The sequence below is a fragment of the Glycomyces sp. NPDC048151 genome (genome assembly GCF_043202775.1).
In the GTDB taxonomy this organism is placed as follows: domain Bacteria; phylum Actinomycetota; class Actinomycetes; order Mycobacteriales; family Micromonosporaceae; genus Glycomyces.
On the sequence record NZ_JBIDBB010000006.1, the window covers coordinates 316,157 to 336,286 of the forward strand.

The window sequence follows — 20,130 nt, forward strand, 5'->3', positions numbered from 1 at the left end:
CTGCGTCGGGGACTAGCTCACGGCTTCCTTGAGGGCCGCGGCCCGGTCGGTGGCCTCCCAGGTGAACTCGGGGAGCTCGCGGCCGAAGTGGCCGTAGGCCGCGGTCTGGGAGTAGATCGGGCGGATCAGGTTGAGGTCGCGGATGATCGCGGCCGGGCGGAGGTCGAAGACCTCGAGCACGGCGCGCTCGATCGCGGCCGGGTCCACGGTCTCGGTGCCCATGGCGTCCACGGCGATCGAGACGGGCTTGGCCTTGCCGATCGCGTACGCGACCTGGACCTCGCAGCGCTCGGCGAGCCCGGCGGCCACGACGTTCTTCGCGACCCAGCGGGCCGCGTAGGCGGCCGAGCGGTCGACCTTCGACGGGTCTTTGCCGGAGAACGCGCCGCCGCCGTGGCGGGCGTAGCCGCCGTAGGTGTCGACGATGATCTTGCGGCCGGTCAGGCCGGCGTCGCCCATCGGGCCGCCGATCTCGAAACGGCCCGTGGGGTTCACCAGGAGCTTGTAGTCGGCGGTGTCGAGGTCGAGCCCCGAGACGACCGGCGCGATGACGTGCTCGGCGACGTCGGGTGCCAGGAGCGAGTCGAGCGAGATGTCGGGCGCGTGCTGGCTCGAGACGACCACCGTGTCGAGGCGGACCGGCTTGTTGCCTTCGTACTCGATGGTGACCTGGGTCTTGCCGTCCGGGCGCAGGTACGGCACGGTGCCGTCCTTGCGGACCTCGGTGAGCCGCTGCGAGAGGCGGTGCGCCAAGGCGATCGGCAGCGGCATCAGCTCAGGGGTCTCACGGCACGCGAAGCCGAACATGAGGCCCTGGTCGCCCGCGCCCTGCAGGTCGAGCTCGTCGGCCTCGGCGGAGTCCACACGGGACTCCCAGGCCTTGTCGACGCCCTGCGCGATGTCCGGGCTCTGGCCGCCGATCGAGACGTTCACGCCGCACGAGGCGCCGTCGAAGCCCTTCTTGGAGGAGTCGTAGCCGATCCGCAGGATCGTGTCGCGCACGATCCGGGGGATGTCCGCGTACGCGTGGGTCGTGACCTCGCCCGCCACGTGCACCTGGCCGGTGGTGATGAGGGTTTCGACCGCGACCCGGCTCGAGGGGTCCTCGCCCAGCAGGGCGTCCAGGATCCCGTCGGAGATCTGGTCGGCGATCTTGTCCGGGTGGCCCTCGGTGACCGACTCGGAGGTGAACAGGCGACGTGCCACGGCACTCCTCAACACTTCCACGCCGCGATACGGCGCAATTCAACTGACTTCGCAGCTCACAAGTCTATGCGGTGAAGATCTTCCCACCAAGTCGGCACGCGGCGGCCACGCGGTGTCAATCCCGTCCACTCAGCGGGAGACGCGCTGCGACGGCGTCCCAGATGGCATCGGCCACGGCCTCTTTCGAGGCGTGCGCGCGAGCGTCGACTTCGCCACGTTCGTCGAACACGGTGACCGAGTTCTCCGCCGCGCCGAACACGGCACCACCGGAAACGTCGTTCAGGACGACCAGGTCGGCGTTCTTGGCCTCGCGTTTGCGCAGGGCGTGCTCGCGTCCGTCGTGGGTCTCGGCGGCGAAGACGACCAGGACCTGGCCGGGTCGTCTGGCGGCGCCCACGGCCGCGGCGATGTCCGCGGTCGAGGTCAAGGCGAGGTCTATGTCGCCTTTGCGCTTGAGCTTGCGGTCCGATGAATTCTTGGGGGTGAAGTCGGCGGGCGCGGCGGCCAGGACGGCGGCGTCGGCCTCGGCGGCGGCCTTCACCGTGGCCTCGTGGAGCTCGGCGGTCGAGGAGACGCGCTCCACGCTGATACCGGCGGGCAGGGCCGCGTCGATGTGGGCGGCGATGAGGTGCACGTCCGCGCCGCGCGCGGCGGCAGCGGCCGCGAGGGCGATGCCCTGTTTCCCCGAGGAGTGGTTCCCGATGAAGCGGACCGGGTCGATCGCCTCGCGGGTGCCCCCGGCGGTGACGAGGACCTTGCGGCCCACCAGGTCCCGCGCAGGGGACGTGAGGAAGCCCTTGATCAGGGCGAACAGCGACTCGGGCTCGGGGAGGCGGCCGGGGCCGGTGTCGGCGCCGGTGAGGCGGCCCGAGTCGGGCTCGACGACGTGCGCGCCGCGCTCGCGGAGCGTGGCGACGTTCGCGCGCGTGGCCGGGTGCTCCCACATCTCCGTGTGCATCGCCGGGGCGAACACGACGGGGCAGGTCGCGGTGAGCAGGGTGCTGGTGAGGAGGTCGTCGGCGCGGCCGTGCGCGGCCCGCGCGAGCAGGTCGGCGGTCGCGGGCGCGACCACGACGAGGTCGGCCTGGCGGCCGAGCCGCACGTGCTTGACCTCCGACACGTCGGAGAAGACGCCGGAAGCCACCCGGTGGCCCGAAAGGGCCTCCCAGGTGGCTTCACCGACGAAATTGAGCGCCGCCTCGGTGGGAATCACGTGGACGTCGTGTCCGGATTCCTTCAGGAGGCGAAGCAGGATGCAGGCCTTGTAGGCGGCGATGCCGCCGGACACGCCCAGGACGATGTTCACGCGCGAAGCTTACGCCTCGGGGTCGTCGAACGCCTTCGTCTCGAGGAGGCCCTTGTCGAGCTCGCGCATGGCGATCGACAGCGGCTTCTCCTCGGGCGTGGTCTCGACGAGCGGGCCGACGTACTCCAGCAGGCCTTCGCCCAGCTGGGAGTAGTACGCGTTGATCTGGCGCGCGCGCTTTGCCGAGTAGATGACCAGCTGGTACTTCGACTGGCTCTTTTCGAGCAGGTCGTCGATCGGCGGGTTGGTGATGCCGACCGGGTCGGCGACAGTCCCTGACACGTGTGTTCCTTCGTGTACGACTTGCGAAGCTCTGTTCGAGCTCTTAGCGAGCTCCGGACTTCAAGACGGCCGGAGAACTGAGCAACTCTACCAGCTCGGCGGCCGCCTGCTCGATCGACACATTGGTGACTGTGTGATCGAACTCGGCCTCCGCGGCGAGCTCTTGGCGGGCGGCGTCCAGGCGGCGCGCGATCGTGGCCTCGTCCTCGGTCCCCCGCCCGGTGAGGCGGCGGACGAGTTCGTCCCACGACGGCGGCGCGAGGAACACCAGTTGGGCGTCGTGCATGGTCTGGCGGACCTGGCGGGCGCCCTGCAGTTCGATCTCCAGCAGCGCCGGGAGTCCGGCGCGCAGGCGCTCCTCGACCGGGCCGCGGGGGGTTCCGTAGAGGTTCCCCGCGTAGGAGGCCCACTCAAGGAACTCCCCCGCGGCGATCATCGACTCGAACTGCTCGGTCGACACGAAGTGGTAGTCGGCGCCGTCGACCTCACCAGGACGCGGCTTGCGGGTCGTGCAGCTCACGGAGAGCCAGACCCACGGGTAGTACTCCTGGATGAGGGCCTTGACGCTGCCCTTGCCGACTCCGGACGGGCCGGACAGCACCGTCAGGCGCTGGGCCAGGGCTGCGTGGTGACGATCGATGCTCACGCGACTACTACTACCCGAACTTAGGCCTGGTCGCCCTTGAATTCATCCAGAAGCGCGGCGCGCTGGTGCTCGCCGAGGCCGCGCAGGCGACGGGAGTCAGCGATCTTGAGCTTCTCCATGATCTGGGTGGCGCGCTTGTCGCCGATGCCGGGGAGGGCCTTCAGCACGGCCGAGACCTTCATCTTGCCCGAGATGTCGTCGGTGGCAGCGGACTTGAGGACCGCCTCCAGGGTGGTCTCGCCCGACTTCAGCTTCTCCTTGAGCTCGGCGCGGGCCTTGCGGGCCGCGGCGGCCTTCTCAAGGGCTGCGGCGCGCTGTTCCGGAGTCAGTTTAGGGAGCGGCACGGGGTCTCCTTGCAGTCGATGGTTTCGTCCCTGTGGACCTTGACGTGCGGGTATCCGTGAAGCATACCCAGCTCGGGAACGGTAACCCCAGTGTCCGACACGCCTGCGACCGGGGGTGGGGCAAATTTCGGGCCCGGATTCCGCGGGTTTATTCCCCCATCGCGGCGCGGCATTCCTCCTGCAACGCCTCGACGGCGGTGCGAATGCTCGCCACGGCTGGCCCCGGCTGTGCGATTTGTCGGGAATAGGACGGGATTGCGAAGTTCGTTGCCGCGCCGAGGACGCGCGGAAGATCACTCGGGCGTCCGCCCTGCGCGCCCATGCCCGGGACCAGGATGGGGCCGTTGAACTGCGACAAGTCGTGAGCGGTGTCACGTTGGCGCACGGTGGTGTGCGTGATTCCGTAAGTCGACTCACGCAGGCGGGCCTCCCCTTCGGAGGCGCAGGCCCCGATGGTGGCGCCCATGACGATGCCGAACGGGCCCATCGGGTCCGCGTCGCCGTTCTGCTCGATGACGTCGTCGATGATCCCCTGCGCCACGGACTTGCCGTCGCGGCGCTTCGCCATCTGCACCTGCTTGCCCTCGGGGTTCGAGGTGCGGGCCAGCACGAACAGGCCCTTGCCGTGCTCCTTGGCGAGGTCGAACGCGGGCTGGAGCGAGCCCGCGCCGAGGAACGGGCTCACGGTGATCGCGTCGACCGCGAGCGGCGAGGCCGGGTCCAGGTAGGCCTGCGCGTACGCCTGCATCGTCGAGCCGATGTCGCCGCGCTTGACGTCCAGGATCACCAGCGCCCCGGCCTGGCGGGACGCCGCGATCACCCGTTCGAGGAGCGCGATGCCCTTCGAACCGAACCGCTCGTAGAACGCCGACTGCGGCTTGACGAACGCGCACGTGTCGGCGGTGGCCTCCACGAGGGTCATCGCGAAGCGCTCGGCCCCGGCCAGGTCGTCGTCGAGCCCCCACTGCACCAGCTGCGCGCCGTGCGGGTCGATCCCGGCGCACAGCGGGCCGCGCTCGCGCGAGAGGTGGTGGGCCCGGGAGCCGAAGTCCTTCTTGGCAGGCATGGTGTTTCCTTCGTCTTCAGCGGTTCTGAGGGGTGCGGTGGCCCTTGCGGGCTGAGGATCGGTAGCGGCGCACACTGCTGCGCACCAGGCCGGGACCGTTGTAGATGAGGCCCGAGTAGAGCTGGACGAGGCTCGCGCCCGCGTCGAACATGGCCTGCGCGTCGTCGGCGGTCATGACCCCGCCCGAGCCGATGATCGGCAGGGTCCCGTTCGTCTCGCGGTGGACGAAGCGCACGATCTCGCGCGAGACCTGGGTGAGCGGCTTCCCCGACATGCCGCCGGGCTCTGCGGCGATCGCGTCCTCGCTCGGGTCCACGCCGTCGCGGCCGAGCGTCGTGTTCGTGGCGATGACGCCCGAGACGCCGGTCTCGAGGCAGACCTCCAGGAGCTGTGCCATGGCGGGCTCGGTGAGGTCGGGGGCGATCTTGACCAGGACCGGGCGCGGCTGGCGTCCGGCGGCCAGGCGCACGCCCTCGGCGCGCAGCGCGCCGAGCAGGGCGCGCAGGGCCCCGGCGTCCTGCAGCTGGCGCAGGCCCGGCGTGTTCGGCGAGGAGACGTTGATCGCGATGTAGTCCGCGAACGGGTAGAGGAACCGCATCGAGGTGAGGTAGTCGTCGATCGCGCCTTCGAGCAGCACGGCCTTCGACTTGCCGATGCTGATCCCCAGCGGGCAGTTCACGGCCGGGGCGGCGGTGAGCTGCGCGGCGAGGGCCTGCGCGCCGAGGTTGTTGAAGCCCATGCGGTTGACGATGCCCTGCGACCGCTTCATGCGGAACATGCGCGGCTGCGGGTTGCCGGGCTGGGGCTGGGCGGTCACGGTGCCGATCTCGGCGAAGCCGAAGCCCAGGGCGGGCCAGGCGCCGGTGGCGATGCCGTTCTTGTCCATGCCCGCGGCGAGGCCGATCGGGTTGGGGAAGGGGATGCCGCACACGGTGACGGGGGCGCTGAGCTGGTTGAGCTTGATGAGGGCGTTGCGGGCCTGTCGCTGGGTGGACAGGCGCGCGAGCCAGCGCAGGGTGGTGTCGTGCGCTTTCTCGGCGTCGCCGCGTCCGATCCCGAACAGGACCGGGCGGGCCAGTTTCTGGTACAGCATGCTCATTCCTGTATACGTCAATGCGCCGGGTGAGCGACACGGCTACGCCGTGAAGCCGCCCACCCGGCGCGGTGTGTCAGACGGCCGCTTCGTCGCCGCGCAGGCGCTGGTGCAGCTCCTGGAGGGAGGCGACGCGGATCTCCCCGCGCGAGGCCGACTCGATGGCCTGGGTCGCGGCGGCCGCGCCCTGGATGGTCGTCACGCAGCTGACGTCGGCGACGACGGCGGCCGAGCGGATCTCCCAGCCGTCGGTGCGGGGCCCCGAGGACGCCGAAGGCGTGGTGATGACCAGGTCGATCTCGCCGGAGGCGATGAGGCTGACGGCGTCGACGGCCTCGCCCGAGGAGTGGCGGGCGACGGGCGTGAAGTCGATGCCGTGGCGCTTGAGGACCAGGCCGGTGCCTTCGGTGGCGTACACGGTGAAGCCGAGGTCGACGAGGCGGCGCACCGGGAAGACGATGGCGCGCTTGTCGCGGTCGGCGACCGAGACGAAGACCTTCCCGGAGGTGGGCAGCTTGCCGTAGACGGCGAGCGTGGCCTTGGCGAAGGCGAGGCCGAACGACGAGTCGATGCCCATGACCTCGCCGGTGGACTTCATCTCCGGGCCGAGCACGGCGTCGAGCCCGGCGCCTTCGACGGTGCGGAACCGCTTGAAGGGCAGGAGGACCTCCTTGACGGCGATCGGGAGGTCGGGTCCGGCGTTCGAGCCGTCGCCCTCGGGCAGGAGCATGCCCTCGGCGCGCAGTTCGGCGATGGTGGCGCCGAGCGCGATGCGGGCGGCGGCCTTGGCGAGCGGCACGGCGGTGGCCTTGGAGACGAACGGGACGGTGCGCGAGGCCCGCGGGTTCGCCTCGAGGACGTACAGCTGCTCGTCCTTGAGGGCGTACTGGACGTTCATGAGGCCGCGCACCCCGATGCCGAAGGCGAGCTTCGCGGTGTAGTCGCGGATCTGCTCGATGACGGTGGCGCCCAAGGTGATGGGCGGGAGCGCGCAGGAGGAGTCGCCGGAGTGGACGCCGGCCTCCTCGATGTGCTCCATGATGCCGCCGAGGTAGAAGTCGGTGCCGTCGCAGAGGCAGTCGACGTCGATCTCGATGGCGTCGTCGAGGAACCGGTCGATGAGCACCGGGTGCTCGGGGCTGGCCTCGGTGGCGCGTGAGATGTACCCGGCGAGGGTGTCCTCGTCGTAGACGATCTCCATGCCGCGGCCGCCGAGGACGTACGACGGGCGCACGAGCACGGGGTAGCCGATCTGGGCGGCGACCTCGCGGGCCTCCTCGTAGGAGGTGGCGGTGCCGCCCGCGGGGGCGACGAGGCCGAGCTCGTCGAGGAGGCGGCCGAAGACGCCGCGGTCCTCGGCGTTGTCGATGGCCTTCGGCGAGGTGCCGACGATCGGCAGGCCGGCGTCCTGGAGCCGTTCGGCGAGGCCGAGCGGGGTCTGGCCGCCGAGCTGGACGACGACGCCGACGACGCCGGGGCCGCCCGCGGTCCGGCCGGACTCGTTCTCGGCCTGGTAGACCTCGGTGACGTCCTCGAAGGTGAGCGGCTCGAAGTAGAGCCGGTCGGCCGTGTCGTAGTCGGTCGAGACGGTCTCGGGGTTGCAGTTGACCATGATGGTCTCGTACCCGGCCGCGCGCAGGGCCTGCACGGCGTGGACGCACGAGTAGTCGAACTCGATGCCCTGGCCGATGCGGTTGGGGCCGGAGCCGAGGATCATGACCTTCGGCCGTTCGGAGGGCGCGACCTCGGTCTCGTCCTCGTAGGTCGAGTAGTGGTAGGGCGTGTGGGCCTCGAACTCGGCGGCGCAGGTGTCGACGGTCTTGTAGACCGGGCGCAGGCCGAGCCGGTGGCGCAGGCGGCGGACGCCGTCCTCCCCGGCGAGCTCGGGGCGCAGGGCCGCGACCTGGGCGTCGGAGAACCCGGCGCGCTTGGCCTTGCGGAGCAGGGCCTCGTCGACGACGGCGGCGTTCTCGATCTCGCCGCGCAGGTCGATGAGCTGGGCGACCTGGTCGAGGAACCACGGGTCGATCTTGCAGGCCGCGTGGACCTCGCTGATCGTCGCGCCGTAGCGCAGGGCGCGCTCGGCGGTGTAGATCGTGCCGTCGTGCGCGGTCTTCAAGGCCTCCATGGTGTTCTCGAGGGTGGCGCCCTCGGGGTCGGGGCGGGTCCAGAACCCGGCCTGCTTGGTCTCGGTGGACCGCAGGGCCTTCTGCAGGGCCTGCTGGAAGGTCCGGCCGAGGCTCATGGCCTCGCCGACGGACTTCATGGTGGTGGTCAGCGTCGGGTCGGCGCCGGGGAACTTCTCGAACGTGAAGCGCGGGACCTTGACGACGACGTAGTCGAGCGTGGGCTCGAACGCGGCCGGGGTGGCCTTGGTGATGTCGTTCGGGATCTCGTCGAGCGTGTAGCCGATGGCGAGCTTCGCGGCGATCTTCGCGATCGGGAAGCCGGTGGCCTTCGAGGCGAGCGCGGAGGAGCGGGAGACGCGCGGGTTCATCTCGATGACGATCATGCGGCCGGTGGCCGGGTCGATCGCGAACTGGATGTTGCAGCCGCCGGTGTCGACGCCGACCTCGCGCAGGATCGCGATGCCGATGTCGCGCATGTGCTGGTACTCGCGGTCGGTGAGGGTCATCGTGGGGGCGACGGTGACGGAGTCGCCGGTGTGGACGCCCATGGGGTCGACGTTCTCGATGGAGCACACGATCACGACGTTGTCGTTGCGGTCGCGCATGAGCTCGAGCTCGTACTCCTTCCAGCCGAGCACGGACTCCTCGATGAGGACCTCGGTGGTGGGCGACTCGGCGAGGCCGTTCCCGGCGATGCGGTCGACGTCCTCCCAGGTGTAGGCCATGCCGGAGCCGAGGCCGCCCATGGTGAAGGACGGGCGGATGACCACGGGCAGGCCGAGGTCCTTCACGGTGGCGGTGACCTCGTCCATGCTGTGGCACACGGCCGAGCGCGGGACTTCGCCGCCGACCTTGAGGACGACCTCCTTGAACTGCTGGCGGTCCTCGCCGCGCTGGATGGCGTCCATGTCGGCGCCGATGAGCTCGACGCCGTACTTCTCGAGGATGCCGGCCTCGTGGAGGGCGACGGCGGCGTTGAGGGCGGTCTGGCCGCCGAGGGTCGCCAGGAGCGCGTCGGGCTTCTCCTTGGCGATGATCTGCTCGATGACCTCGGTCGTGATCGGCTCGACGTAGGTCGCGTCGGCGAACTCGGGGTCGGTCATGATCGTGGCCGGGTTGGAGTTGACGAGGGTGACCCGCAGGCCCTCCTCGCGGAGCACGCGGCAGGCCTGCGTGCCGGAGTAGTCGAACTCGCAGGCCTGGCCGATCTGGATGGGTCCGGACCCGATGACCAGGATGTGCTGGAGGTCTGGGCGCTTAGGCATGGGTCGGGGCCCCTTCTTGCTGCTGAATGAGTTCGATCAGGCGGTCGAACAGGTAGTCGGCGTCGTGCGGCCCGCCGGCGGCCTCGGGGTGGTACTGCACGGAGTAGGCGGGCGCGTCGAGGCAGGTGAGCCCTTCGACGACGTCGTCGTTGAGGCACACGTGGCTGACCTGGACGCGGCCGAAGTCGGTCTCGAAGAACTCGCCGCTCTCCGGGGCCTTCAGGGCGAAGCCGTGGTTGTGGGCGGTGATCTCGATCTTGTTGGTGTGGCGGTCGAGCACCGGCTGGTTGATGCCGCGGTGGCCGAACTTCAGCTTGTAGGTCTCCAGGCCGAGGGCGCGGCCGAGGATCTGGTTGCCGAAGCAGATGCCGAACACGGGCACCTTGCGGCGCAGCAGTTCGCGGGTGAGCGCGACCTGGTGCTCGGCGGTGGCGGGGTCGCCGGGGCCGTTGGAGAGGAACACGGCGTCGGGGCTCTGGGAGAGCAGCTGGTCGACCTCGGCGGTGGCCGGGTAGACGGTGGTGGTGATGCCGCGCTCGGCGAGGCGGCGCGGCGTGTTCCGCTTGATGCCCAGGTCGAGGGCGGCCACGGTGTAGCGCGGCTCCTTCGCCTCGTAGGTGTAGGGCTCGGGCGTGGTCACGGCGCCGACGTGGTTGGCGCCGGCCATGTGCGGCGTGGCCCGGACCTTGGCGAGGAGGGCGTCGACGTCGGTGTCGCGCGAGGAGATGCCGACGCGCATGGCCCCGGCCTCGCGCAGGTGGCGGGTGAGCGCGCGGGTGTCGACGCCGCAGATGCCCACGATCCCCTGGGAGGCGAGCTCGTCCTCGAGGCCGCGCTTGGCGCGCCAGTTGGAGGCGGTGCGGGCGGGGTCGCGCACGACGTACCCGGCGACCCAGATGCGGCGGGACTCGTCGTCCTCGTCGTTCCAGCCGGTGTTGCCGATCTGCGGGGCGGTCTGCGCGACGACCTGCCCGTAGTAGGACGGGTCGGTGAGGGTCTCCTGGTAGCCGGTCATGCCGGTGTTGAAGACCGCTTCGCCGAAGGTCTCGCCGACCGAGCCGTAGGCCTCGCCGCGGAAGACGCGGCCGTCCTCGAGGACGAGGATCGCTGGTGCTCTGCTGCTCATTCGGACTTCTCCTCTGCGATTTTCCCGTTCAGGACGGTGGCGCGTCCGCGAAGGAACGTCGCCTCTACGGTGACCGGGAGTTCCATCCCGGCGTAGGGGGTGTTGCGCGACAGGGACGCGAGGCCTTCGGGCACGACGGTCCACTTCGCGGAGGGGTCGACGAGGGTGAAGTTGGCCTCGGTGCCCGGCTGCGGGTCGCGGCCGTGGGCTTCGAGGCCCGCGATGCGCGCGGGGGTGCGGGAGGTGCGCTCGGCGAGCACGTCCCAGTCCACAGCGGAGGGTCCGCCGAGGGCGAGGACGCTGATCGACAGCGCGGTCTCCAGGCCGAGCATGCCCGGGCGGGCGGCGGCCCACTCGCACTCCTTGTCCTGCGGGGCGTGCGGGGCGTGGTCGGTGGCGACGGCGTCGATGACGCCCTCGGCGAGCGCGGCCCGCAGGACCTCGACGTCGGCCTCGCGGCGCAACGGCGGGTTGACCTTGTAGACCGGGTCGTAGGAGCGCGCGGCCTCGTCGGTGAGGAGGAGGTGGTGCGGGCAGACCTCGGCGGTCACGTTCGCGCCGCGGGCCTTGGCCTCGCGGATGATCGCCACCGAGCGGGCGGTGGAGACGTGGCAGAAGTGGACGCGCGCGCCGGTGTACTCGGCGAGGAGCACGTCGCGGGCGATGATGGCCTCCTCGGCGACCGAGGGCCAGCCGGGCAGGCCGAGCTCGGCCGAGACGGCGCCCTCGTTCATCTGCGCGCCTTCGGTGAGCCGCGGCTCCTCGGCGTGCTGGGCGATGAGCCCGCCGAAGGTCTTCACGTACTCGAGGGCGCGGCGCATGAGGACCGGGTCGTGGACGCAGTGGCCGTCGTCGGAGAACATGCGGACCTGGGCGGCGGACTGGGCCATCGCGCCGATCTCGGCGAGCCGCTTGCCCTCCAGGCCGATCGAGACGGCGCCGATGGGCTGCACGTCGGCGTACCCGGCGGCGCGGCCGAGCGCGGCGACCTGCTCGACGACCCCGGCCGTGTCGGCGACGGGGTAGGAGTTCGCCATGGCGCACACGGCGGTGTAGCCGCCCTTGGCGGCGGCGCGGGTGCCGGTGAGGACGGTCTCGGCGTCCTCGCGGCCGGGCTCGCGCAGGTGGGTGTGGAGGTCGACGAGGCCGGGCAGGAGCACCAGGCCGTCGGCGTCGACGACCTCGGCGTCCTTTGCGGACACGCTGCCGATCTCGGCGACGCGCCCGTCGCGGACGAGGACGTCCTGGCGTCCCTTGCCGACGATGTCGGCGCTCTTGATGAGCAGATCGCTCACTTGCTCTCTCCGTTCGTCAGCAGGAGGTAGAGGACGGCCATGCGGACCCAGACGCCGTTGGTCACCTGCTCGGTGATGGTGGCGCGGGGCGAGTCGGCTACCGAGGCGGCGATCTCCATGCCGCGGTTCATCGGGCCGGGGTGCATGACGATCGCGTGGTCGGGCATGAGCGCGAGGCGGCGCTCGTCGAGCCCGTAGAGGCGGGAGTACTCGTTCGCGGTCGGGAAGAACGCGGCGTTCTGGCGCTCGTGCTGGACGCGGAGCATCATGACCGCGTCGACGCCCTTGAGGCTGGCGTCGAGGTCGTAGCCGATCTCGACGGGCCAGTCGTCGATGTCCTTGGGCAGCAGGGTGGGCGGGCCGACCAGGCGCACGTTCGCGCCCAGTTTGGACAGCAGCCAGACATTCGAGCGGGCCACGCGCGAGTGGAGGATGTCCCCCACGATGGCCACCGTGCGGCCTTCGACGCCGCCGAGGCGCTGCTTCATCGTGTAGGCGTCGAGCAGGGCCTGCGTCGGGTGGGCGTGGGTGCCGTCCCCGGCGTTGAGGACCGCGCCGTCGATCCACTCGGTGAGGCGCTGCGGGGCCCCGGCGGCGGGGTGGCGGATGACGACCGCGTCGGCGCCCATGGCCTGCAGCGTGAGCGCGGTGTCGCGCAGGCTCTCGCCCTTGTTCACGCTCGAGGTCTTGGCCGCGAAGTTCACGACGTCGGCGCTGAGGCGCTTGGCGGCGGTCTCGAAGGAGGTGCGGGTGCGCGTGGAGTCCTCGAAGAAGAGGTTCACGACGGTGCGCCCGCGCAGCGCCGGGAGCTTGGGGACCTCGCGGCCGGTGACGGCCTCGGCCATCTGCTCGGTGACGTCGAGGATGAGCTCGGCTTCCTCGCGGGAGAGCTCCTTGGTGGTGAGCAGGTGCTTCATCGCTCCCGGCCTCCAGTGAGGACCACGGCGTCGAAGCCGTCGTACTCCGTCAGGCGCACGGCCACGGACTCGTCGCGCGCGGTGGGGATGTTCTTGCCGACGTAGTCGGCGCGGATGGGCAGCTCGCGGTGGCCGCGGTCGACGAGGATGGCGAGCTGGACGCTCGCGGGGCGGCCGAGGTCGTAGAGCGCGTTGAGCGCGGCGCGGACGGTGCGCCCGGAGTAGAGGACGTCGTCGACGAGGATGATGCGCTGGTCGTCGACGCCGCCGGGCGGCAGCTCGGTCGGGCCGAGGGCCCGGAGCGCGTTGCGGCGCAGGTCGTCCCGGTACAGGGTGATGTCGAGGGTCCCGGCGGGGACGTCGACGTCGGCGAAGCGGCGGATGCGGTCGGCGAGCCGGCCGGCGAGCGCGACGCCGCGGGTGGGGATGCCCAGGAGCATGGTGTCGGGGGCGCCCTTGGTCTTCTCCAGGATCTGGTGTGCGATGCGGTCGAGGACGCGGCCGATGTCGTCACCTGACAGGATCTGCTTGCCCGACGGGTCTTCCTCTGACTGCCTGAGGGCAGGGGAAACCACGCGAACCTCCTTCTCCGCCTCACTGGACGGTCTGTTAAAGAACGGTTTCGTCGCGGGCCATGCTACGCCGCCGGTGACGGAGCGTAAAGGCGGATCCCAAAAACACGGGGTCGGTAGATGCATTGATGTCGGGTTATATATGGTTTGCCAGGCGGTTGCGAGGGGCTCACGCGACGAAGAACACTGTTTGAGGGCACCCCACCGGCCGATGGTCACCGACCGTAGTCAACAATAGGATTCCTCTCGTACCGAAAATTGGAGTTGATCCCAGCATGGCGACATCTGACTACGCCAAGGCGCTCGGCAACCGGCTGCGTGACATCCGCATGCAGCAGGGTCTGTCGCTGCAAGGCGTCGAGGACAAGTCCGGCGGCAAGTGGAAGGCCGTCGTCATCGGTTCCTACGAGCGGGGCGACCGGTCGATCACCGTCAGCCGCCTCGCCGAGCTCGCGGACTTCTACCGCATTCCCGTCTCCGAGCTGCTCCCCGAGGGCGTGCCGCTCCCGGTCGAGCAGGCCGAGAAGATCGTCCTCAACCTCGAGGCGCTGTACGACCACCCGGACTCCGAGCTGGAGCACGTCGCCAAGCTCGCGCGCTCCATCCAGCAGCGCCGCGGCGACTACAACGGCCGGATCCTCTCGATCCGCGCCGACGACCTCTACACCCTGGCCGTGGTCTACTCGACCACGCCTTCGGGCCTGATCGAGAAGCTCGAGGACTTCGGCGTCCTCGTGCACGACCTCCAGGCCTTCTTCGCCTCGGACGCCGAATAAGCGGTTTCGGCAGGGACAGATGAAGCCGGGCCTCCCCAAGAGGGAGACCCGGCTTTCGCGTTCTTGCGCTCTACTCGGCCTTCGCGGCGGCGTCGAGGACGGCGTTCACGAACGACGTGTCGTCCGAGGAGCCGATCTGCAGCGCCACGCGCATCGCCTCCTTGATGGCCACGGCGGTGTCGACGTCGTCGACGTGGCGGATCTCGTAGAGGGCCACGCGCAGCACGTTCCGGTCGACGGCGGGCATCCGCTCGACCGACCAGCTGGTGGAGGCCTTCCCGAGGACCGCGTCGAGCTCGTCGAGGTGCTGGGCGACGCCGCGCACGAGCTGCTCGGCGTACGGCGGGAGCCGCGGGGCCTCGGGGTCCTTGAAAGCCCGGTCGGCGCGCTCGGCGAGGACCCGCGAGGGCTCGGCGTCGCGGCTCTCGGCCTCGTACAGGATCTCGACGGCCCGCATCCGCCACTTCGTGCGGGCGCTGAGCCGGTCAGGGCTGCTGTTGCTCTGGTTCCCCACGCCTAGGCCCGGGAGAGGTACTTGCCGTCGCGGGTGTCGACCTTGATCTTCTCCCCGTTGTCGATGAACAGCGGCACGAGCACGGTCGCGCCGGTCTCGACGGTGGCGGGCTTGGTGCCGCCGGAGGAGCGGTCGCCCTGGAGGCCCGGCTCGGTGTAGGTGATGGTGAGCTCGACCGAGGCGGGGAGCTCGACGTAGAGGACCTTGCCGTCGTGCTGGGCGACCGTGGCGTCCGAGTTCTCGAGGAGGAACTTGGAGGCGTCGCCGACGACACCGGGGCCGACCGGGATCTGGTCGTAGGTGTCGGTGTCCATGAAGACGAAGTCGTCGCCTTCCTTGTACAGGTAGGTCATGGTGCGGCGGTCGACGTTCGCGGTCTCGACCTTGGTCCCGGCGTTGAAGGTCTTGTCGACGATCTTGCCCGAGGGGATCTGCTTGAGCGTGGTGCGCACGAACGCCGGGCCCTTGCCGGGCTTGACGTGCTGGAATTCCTGGACCTGCCAGAGCTGGCCCTCCAGGTTGAGCACCATGCCGTTCTTGAGGTCGTTCGTGGATGCCACGGGCGTTCGTCTCTTTCGGTAGAGGTTCTGTCTTGACCGACCGTCAATGGTAGCGGGCGGTCGAGCTGGTCAGGGCCGCGGCCGCACCGGCTGTGGTGGGCGGCGCAGCGGGTCTATCGGGAAAGGAACCGCAGCGCGGCGGTGTAGCCGTCGGCGCCGAGGCCGGCGATGACGCCGACCGCGTGGGCCGACACGTACGAGTGGTGCCGGAACGGCTCCCGCTTGTGCACGTTCGACAGGTGGACCTCGACGAGCGGCGCGGTCAGCTGCGCGCACGCGTCGCCGACCGCGACGGACGTGTGCGTCCAGGCGGCGGCGTTGAGCACGACCGGGTAGCCGTTGTCGGCGGCCTCGTGCAGCCACCCGAGGAGCTCGCCCTCGTGGTTGGTCTGCCGGAAGTCGACCTCCAGGCCGAGCTCCTCACCCGTCTTGACGCACAGGTCGGCGAGGTCGTCGAGGGTCTGCGAGCCGTAGATCGCGGGCTCGCGCTTCCCGAGCCGGTTGAGGTTGGGGCCGTTCAGCACCAAGGTCTTCATCCGGTCAGCCTCTCATAGGCCTCGCGCTGCTGCTCGGCGGTCACGTCATCGACGACGACCGGCGCGGCCAGCGCGTCCAGGAGCACGAACCGCTGGGTGGCGCCGACGTTCTTCTTGTCGATCAACATGGCCTTGAGGATGTCGTCCCAGCGTCCGGCGTCGTACGTGGTCGGCAGGCCGAGCGAGGCGAGCACGCTCTTGGTGCGTTCGACGAGGTCGACGCGGCCGGTGATCGCGTTCAGGTGCGCGGCGTAGACCATGCCGACGGCGACGGCGTCGCCGTGGCGCCAGCGGTAGTGCTCGAGCTTCTCGACCGCGTGGGCGAAGGTGTGCCCGTAGTTGAGGAAGGCGCGGGCGCCGCTTTCCTTGAGGTCGGAGCCGACGACCTCGGCCTTGACGGCGATGGCGCGCTCGACGAGTTCGGCGACGACCGGGCTCTGGGCGTCCAGGGCCGCTTCGGGGTCGGCTTCGACGAGGTCGAGGATGACGGGGTCGGCTATGAATCCGGCCTTGACGACTTCGGCGAGGCCCGCGGCGAGGTCGCGCCTGGGCAGGGTCGTGAAGTGGTCGAGGTCGACCAGGACCGCGCGCGGCGGGTGGAAGGCGCCGACGAGGTTCTTCCCGGCGGCGGTGTTGACGCCGGTCTTGCCGCCGACGGCCGCGTCGACCGCGCCGAGCAGCGAGGTGGGGACGTGGACGACGGCGACGCCGCGCAACCAGCAGGCGGCGGCGAACCCGGCGAGGTCGGTGACCGCTCCTCCGCCGACGCCGACGACGAGATCGGTGCGGGTGAAGCCTTCGGCGCCGAGCGCTTCCCAGACCTGCTCGGCGACGGCGACGGTCTTGCCGTCCTCGGCGTCGGGCAGTTCCATGAGGGTGGCTTCGACGCCGTCGGGGCAGAGCCCGCCGACGTGTTCGGCGAGCGGTGCGGTGCTGGCGGTGTGGAGCACGGCGACGCGGGTGGCCTTGCCGAGGAACTCGGGCAGTCGCGCAGTGGTGCCGCGTCCGATGAGGACCGGGTAGGGGCTCTCGGCGTCGTGCACGGTGACGGTGCGGACGGCCAGGCGCGAGCGGATCTCCTCGGTCAGGTCGTCCACATCCCTTCCGGTGGTGTCGATCGCGAACGTCTCGACCTCGCGGTAGAGCGGCAGGCGCTCGTCCATGAGGCGGCGCAAGGTCGCGCGCGGGTTGACCTGCAGCAGCGGGCGGCCTTTGTCGATCTCGGTGCGCTTGACCGCTTCGCCGAGGTCCACGCGGAGGTGGACGACGGTGGCGTCGGCGAGGAGCTTGCGGGTGGACTCGGCGAGGACGGCGCCGCCGCCGAGGGCGAGGACGCCGTCGTGCTCGGCGACGGCCCGGCGGACGGCCTCGCGTTCGAGGGCGCGGAAGTGCTCCTCGCCCTCGTCGACGAAGATGTCCGGGATCGGCTTCCCGGCGGCGTCGGCGATGTCGGCGTCGACGTCGCGGAACGGCGCGTCGAGGGCCGCGGCGAGCGCGCGGCCGATCGTGGTCTTGCCCGAGCCCGGGGGCCCGACGATGACGACCAGTGCCACCGCTACTTCACCCGCAGGTTCTCGAGGTAGGACTCGAAGTTGCGGCGGGATTCGCCGACGGAGTCGCCGCCGAACTTCTCCAGGGCCGCTTCGGCGAGGACGTAGGCGACCATGTGCTCGGCGACGACGGCCCCGGCGGGGACCGCGCAGACGTCGGAGCGCTGGTTGATGGCCTCGGCGGCTTCGCCCGTGACGGTGTCGATGGTGCGCAGCGGGCGCGTCAACGACGAGATGGGCTTGAGCATGGCCGAGACGCGCAGCGGCTGACCGGTGGTGATGCCGCCTTCGAGGCCGCCGGCGCGGTCGGTGAGGCGCTCGACGCCGTTGGGCCCGGCGACGATCTCGTCGTGGGCGGAGGAGCCGCGGACGGCGGCCTGCATGAGGCCGTCGCCGATCTCGACGGCCTTGACCGACTGGATCGACATGAGCGCGGTGGCGAGGCGGGCGTCGAGCTTGCGGTCCCACTGGACGTGGGAGCCCAGGCCCGGCGGGAGGCCGTAGGCGAGGACCTCGACGACGCCGCCGAGGGTGTCGGCGTCCTTCTTGGCGGCGTCGACCTCGGCGACCATGCGGGCGGAGGCCTCGGCGTCCATGCAGCGCAGCGGGTCGGCGTCGACGGCGGCGAAGTCGTCCGGGGTCGGCACGAGGCCTTCCTTGGCGCGGACGGGGCCGAGGGCCTTGACATGGGAGACGATCTCGATGCCGAAGGCCTGCTTGAGGAAGGCCTTGGCGGCGGTGCCGCCCGCGACGCGCGCGGCGGTCTCGCGGGCGGAGGCGCGCTCGAGGATCGGGCGGGCGTCGTCGTGGTCGTACTTCTGCATCCCGGCGAGGTCGGCGTGGCCGGGGCGCGGGCGCGTGAGGGGGGCGTTGCGGGCGATCCCGGCGAGTTCGGCGGGGTCGACCGGGTCGGCCGACATGACGGTCTCCCACTTGGGCCACTCGGAGTTGCCGACGCGGATGGCGACGGGCGAGCCGAGGGTGCGGCCGTGGCGGACGCCGCCGATGAAGTTCACGACGTCGGCCTCGAACTTCATGCGGGCGCCGCGCCCGTAACCGAGTCGGCGGCGGGCCAGTTCGGCCGCCACCGCTTCGGTGGTCAGCTCGATCCCGGCGGGCAGGCCGTCGAGCGTGACCACGAGTTCGGGTCCGTGTGATTCTCCAGCAGTCATCCATCGCAACACGCCGTCAAGTCTGCCACCCGTCCGGATGTGATCAGGCACCTGGTGGAAAGCGTGTCTCAGGGGCTGGGCGGCATTCTGGCCGCCCTCGCGGCGCGGGAGCGGCCTGGTCGTCGCCTTCGGGCTACATGTCGCCCATCGCCTTGCCGAAGTCGACCAGGACGACCTTGTGGTCGCCGACGACTTCCGCGTCGTGCCCCGGCGGGATCTCGAAGACGTCGCCGGCGTTGATGTCCTTGTCGGTGCCGTCGTTCATGTGGACCAGCAGATGGCCCTCGACGCAGTAGCCGAGGTGGTTGGCCTGGCACGAATCGCCGCCGACGATCGGTTTGACGTCGTTGGACCAGCGCCAGCCCTTCTCGAACTCGGAGAATTCGACGGGCATGCCGTCGAGCATCACCGTGTCCTTGTGGCCGTGGCCGCTGAGGTCGACGGTCTGCTCGGGCTTGCTGAAGTTCTTGACTGCCAGCTGATGCATGGCTTTCACCCCCAAGGTCGAGTCTATGACCGCGAAGGCGATGAGGTTTCGCATTCTGATCGCAGGCAAACGACTTCCAGTCCCGGCCACGTTGGAACCGGGTGGTTACACTGGTCACTTCGTTCCCAGGTCAACCCCCTCGATACTGGAACTTTCAACAAAGCTGCATAAGGAAGGACGACGCTGCGATGAGCCCCGAGCACGCGCGGAAATCCCCAGACCGCTCCCCGGCACCGCGGTCTCGCAAGCCCACGATGGCGGACGTCGCCGCCGAGGTCGGCGTCTCGCGGGCACTGGTCTCACTGGTGTTCCGCGGCCAGCCCGGCGCGAGCCCCGACACCCGCGAGCGGGTCTTCGACGCCGCCGCCCGGCTCGGCTACAAGCCGGACATGGCCGCGAGGCTGCTCGCCCGCGGCCGCAGCAAGGTCCTCGGCGTGCTGTTCACCGCCAGGAACCCGTACCACATCGACCTCGTGGAGGCGATCTATCCGGCCGCCGAGGAGCTCGGATACGACCTCGTGCTCAGCGCCACGGTGCCCACCCGCAACGAGCACAACGCGATCGAGGCGCTCATCGGGCACCGCAGCGAGGCGCTGCTGCTGTGCGGGCCGACGATCCCCGACGCGGACGTGACCGAGCTGGGCACGCGGGTGCCCACGGTGGTGCTCGGGCGGCACATCAAGGACGCGCGGGTCGACGTGGTGACCTCGTACGACCGGCCCGGCGCCCGCGAGGTCGTGGACTACCTGGTGGGCCTGGGCCACCGCGACATCGTGCACGTGGACGCGGGCAACCGGCCGGGAGGGCCCGAGCGGAGGCGGGCCTACCGGGACGCGATGCGCGCGCACGGCCTCGCCGACCGCGTGCGGGTGATCCCGGGGAACCACTCCCAGGAGGGCGGCTCGGACGCGGCGCGGCTGCTGCTCGACGAAGGCGGGCCGCTGCCGACGGCGGTGTTCGCGGCGAACGACCAGTGCGCGATCGGGCTGCTCGACGTGTTCACGCGGGCCGGGGTGAAGATCCCCGAGCAGGTCTCGATCGTCGGGTACGACGACAGCCACATCGCCGGGCTCAGCCACATCGACCTGACGACGGTGCGCCAGGACGTGCCGCGCCTCGCCCGCCTCGCGGTCGAGGCCGCCGACGAACAGCTCAGGGGCGCAAGGGAACCGGGCGTCACGCTGAAACTGGAGTCGAAACTGGTGGTCCGCGGCACGAGCGGGCCGCCCGCGTCTGAATGATTGACATTTACATATTTGAATGACAAGATGGCGGGTGGTATCGCTCC

General features: G+C 70.4%; 20 protein-coding genes. 2 read left to right on the forward strand and 18 right to left on the reverse strand.

The genetic code is table 11. The features are described from left to right. Positions 1–12 precede the first annotated feature (12 nt). From metK to pyrR, 12 genes are all read right to left on the reverse strand, one after another. Complete coding sequence (gene metK, locus ACGGCP_RS16620) at positions 13–1,206, reverse strand: methionine adenosyltransferase (protein WP_392966947.1); 1,194 nt, start codon at positions 1,204–1,206, stop codon at positions 13–15. 115 nt (positions 1,207–1,321) lie between these two features. Next, positions 1,322–2,512 (reverse strand): bifunctional phosphopantothenoylcysteine decarboxylase/phosphopantothenate--cysteine ligase CoaBC, encoded by a 1,191-nt coding sequence (gene coaBC, locus ACGGCP_RS16625; RefSeq protein ID WP_392966949.1) that lies wholly within the window; start codon positions 2,510–2,512, stop codon positions 1,322–1,324. 9 nt (positions 2,513–2,521) lie between these two features. Beyond that, the gene (rpoZ, locus tag ACGGCP_RS16630) at positions 2,522–2,794 is read right to left on the reverse strand and encodes a DNA-directed RNA polymerase subunit omega (protein ID WP_026923083.1); all 273 of its coding nucleotides are present in this window, start codon (positions 2,792–2,794) and stop codon (positions 2,522–2,524) included. A 43-nt stretch (positions 2,795–2,837) separates the two neighbouring features. Further along, positions 2,838–3,440 carry a guanylate kinase gene (gene gmk, locus ACGGCP_RS16635; protein ID WP_392966952.1) on the reverse strand — a complete coding sequence of 201 codons (603 nt, stop codon included), beginning with the start codon at positions 3,438–3,440 and terminating at the stop codon, positions 2,838–2,840. Between the two features lie 20 nt (positions 3,441–3,460). Beyond that, positions 3,461–3,784: an integration host factor, actinobacterial type gene (gene mihF / locus ACGGCP_RS16640; RefSeq protein WP_030156658.1), complete on the reverse strand. Its 324-nt coding sequence runs from the start codon at positions 3,782–3,784 to the stop codon at positions 3,461–3,463. Positions 3,785–3,932: 148 nt separating this feature from the next. After that, a complete protein-coding gene (gene pyrF / locus ACGGCP_RS16645; protein ID WP_392966954.1) occupies positions 3,933–4,850 on the reverse strand; it encodes an orotidine-5'-phosphate decarboxylase in 918 nt (305 codons plus the stop codon). 16 nt (positions 4,851–4,866) lie between these two features. Further along, positions 4,867–5,943, reverse strand: a complete 1,077-nt coding sequence (locus ACGGCP_RS16650; RefSeq protein WP_392966956.1) for a quinone-dependent dihydroorotate dehydrogenase — start codon at positions 5,941–5,943, stop codon at positions 4,867–4,869. Between the two features lie 76 nt (positions 5,944–6,019). Further along, positions 6,020–9,337 carry a carbamoyl-phosphate synthase large subunit gene (gene carB / locus ACGGCP_RS16655; protein WP_392966958.1) on the reverse strand — a complete coding sequence of 1,106 codons (3,318 nt, stop codon included), beginning with the start codon at positions 9,335–9,337 and terminating at the stop codon, positions 6,020–6,022. Beyond that, a complete protein-coding gene (gene carA, locus ACGGCP_RS16660; protein WP_392966960.1) occupies positions 9,330–10,463 on the reverse strand; it encodes a glutamine-hydrolyzing carbamoyl-phosphate synthase small subunit in 1,134 nt (377 codons plus the stop codon). The genes carB and carA overlap by 8 nt, the downstream gene beginning before the upstream one ends. Next, positions 10,460–11,758, reverse strand: a complete 1,299-nt coding sequence (locus ACGGCP_RS16665; RefSeq protein ID WP_392966961.1) for a dihydroorotase — start codon at positions 11,756–11,758, stop codon at positions 10,460–10,462. Before ACGGCP_RS16665 ends, carA begins: the two co-directional genes overlap by 4 nt. Next, positions 11,755–12,675 (reverse strand): aspartate carbamoyltransferase catalytic subunit, encoded by a 921-nt coding sequence (locus tag ACGGCP_RS16670; RefSeq protein WP_392966963.1) that lies wholly within the window; start codon positions 12,673–12,675, stop codon positions 11,755–11,757. The genes ACGGCP_RS16665 and ACGGCP_RS16670 overlap by 4 nt, the downstream gene beginning before the upstream one ends. Beyond that, a complete protein-coding gene (gene pyrR, locus ACGGCP_RS16675) occupies positions 12,672–13,250 on the reverse strand; it encodes a bifunctional pyr operon transcriptional regulator/uracil phosphoribosyltransferase PyrR (RefSeq protein WP_392966965.1) in 579 nt (192 codons plus the stop codon). The genes ACGGCP_RS16670 and pyrR overlap by 4 nt, the downstream gene beginning before the upstream one ends. Positions 13,251–13,522: 272 nt before the next feature. Between pyrR and ACGGCP_RS16680 the strand changes: the two genes are divergently transcribed. Then, complete coding sequence (locus tag ACGGCP_RS16680; protein ID WP_289955862.1) at positions 13,523–14,023, forward strand: transcriptional regulator; 501 nt, start codon at positions 13,523–13,525, stop codon at positions 14,021–14,023. A 70-nt stretch (positions 14,024–14,093) separates the two neighbouring features. On the opposite strand, the gene nusB is transcribed toward ACGGCP_RS16680, so the two are convergent. From nusB to ACGGCP_RS16710, 6 genes are all read right to left on the reverse strand, one after another. Next, positions 14,094–14,537, reverse strand: a complete 444-nt coding sequence (gene nusB / locus ACGGCP_RS16685; RefSeq protein ID WP_392966967.1) for a transcription antitermination factor NusB — start codon at positions 14,535–14,537, stop codon at positions 14,094–14,096. A gap of 2 nt (positions 14,538–14,539) precedes the next feature. Then, positions 14,540–15,097, reverse strand: coding sequence for an elongation factor P (gene efp / locus ACGGCP_RS16690; RefSeq protein ID WP_208496101.1), 558 nt, complete (start codon positions 15,095–15,097; stop codon positions 14,540–14,542). A gap of 113 nt (positions 15,098–15,210) precedes the next feature. After that, a complete protein-coding gene (gene aroQ / locus ACGGCP_RS16695) occupies positions 15,211–15,633 on the reverse strand; it encodes a type II 3-dehydroquinate dehydratase (RefSeq protein ID WP_392966970.1) in 423 nt (140 codons plus the stop codon). Further along, on the reverse strand, positions 15,630–17,186 hold the full coding sequence (aroB, locus tag ACGGCP_RS16700) for a 3-dehydroquinate synthase (RefSeq protein WP_392966971.1): 1,557 nt from the start codon (positions 17,184–17,186) through the stop codon (positions 15,630–15,632). Before aroB ends, aroQ begins: the two co-directional genes overlap by 4 nt. Positions 17,187–17,188: 2 nt before the next feature. Beyond that, positions 17,189–18,367, reverse strand: a complete 1,179-nt coding sequence (gene aroC, locus ACGGCP_RS16705; protein WP_392966973.1) for a chorismate synthase — start codon at positions 18,365–18,367, stop codon at positions 17,189–17,191. Positions 18,368–18,488: 121 nt separating this feature from the next. Beyond that, positions 18,489–18,842, reverse strand: a complete 354-nt coding sequence (locus ACGGCP_RS16710) for a cupin domain-containing protein (protein ID WP_392966975.1) — start codon at positions 18,840–18,842, stop codon at positions 18,489–18,491. A gap of 254 nt (positions 18,843–19,096) precedes the next feature. On the opposite strand from ACGGCP_RS16710, the gene ACGGCP_RS16715 reads away from it, so the two are divergent. After that, positions 19,097–20,083: a LacI family DNA-binding transcriptional regulator gene (locus ACGGCP_RS16715; RefSeq protein WP_392966977.1), complete on the forward strand. Its 987-nt coding sequence runs from the start codon at positions 19,097–19,099 to the stop codon at positions 20,081–20,083. Positions 20,084–20,130 lie beyond the last annotated feature (47 nt).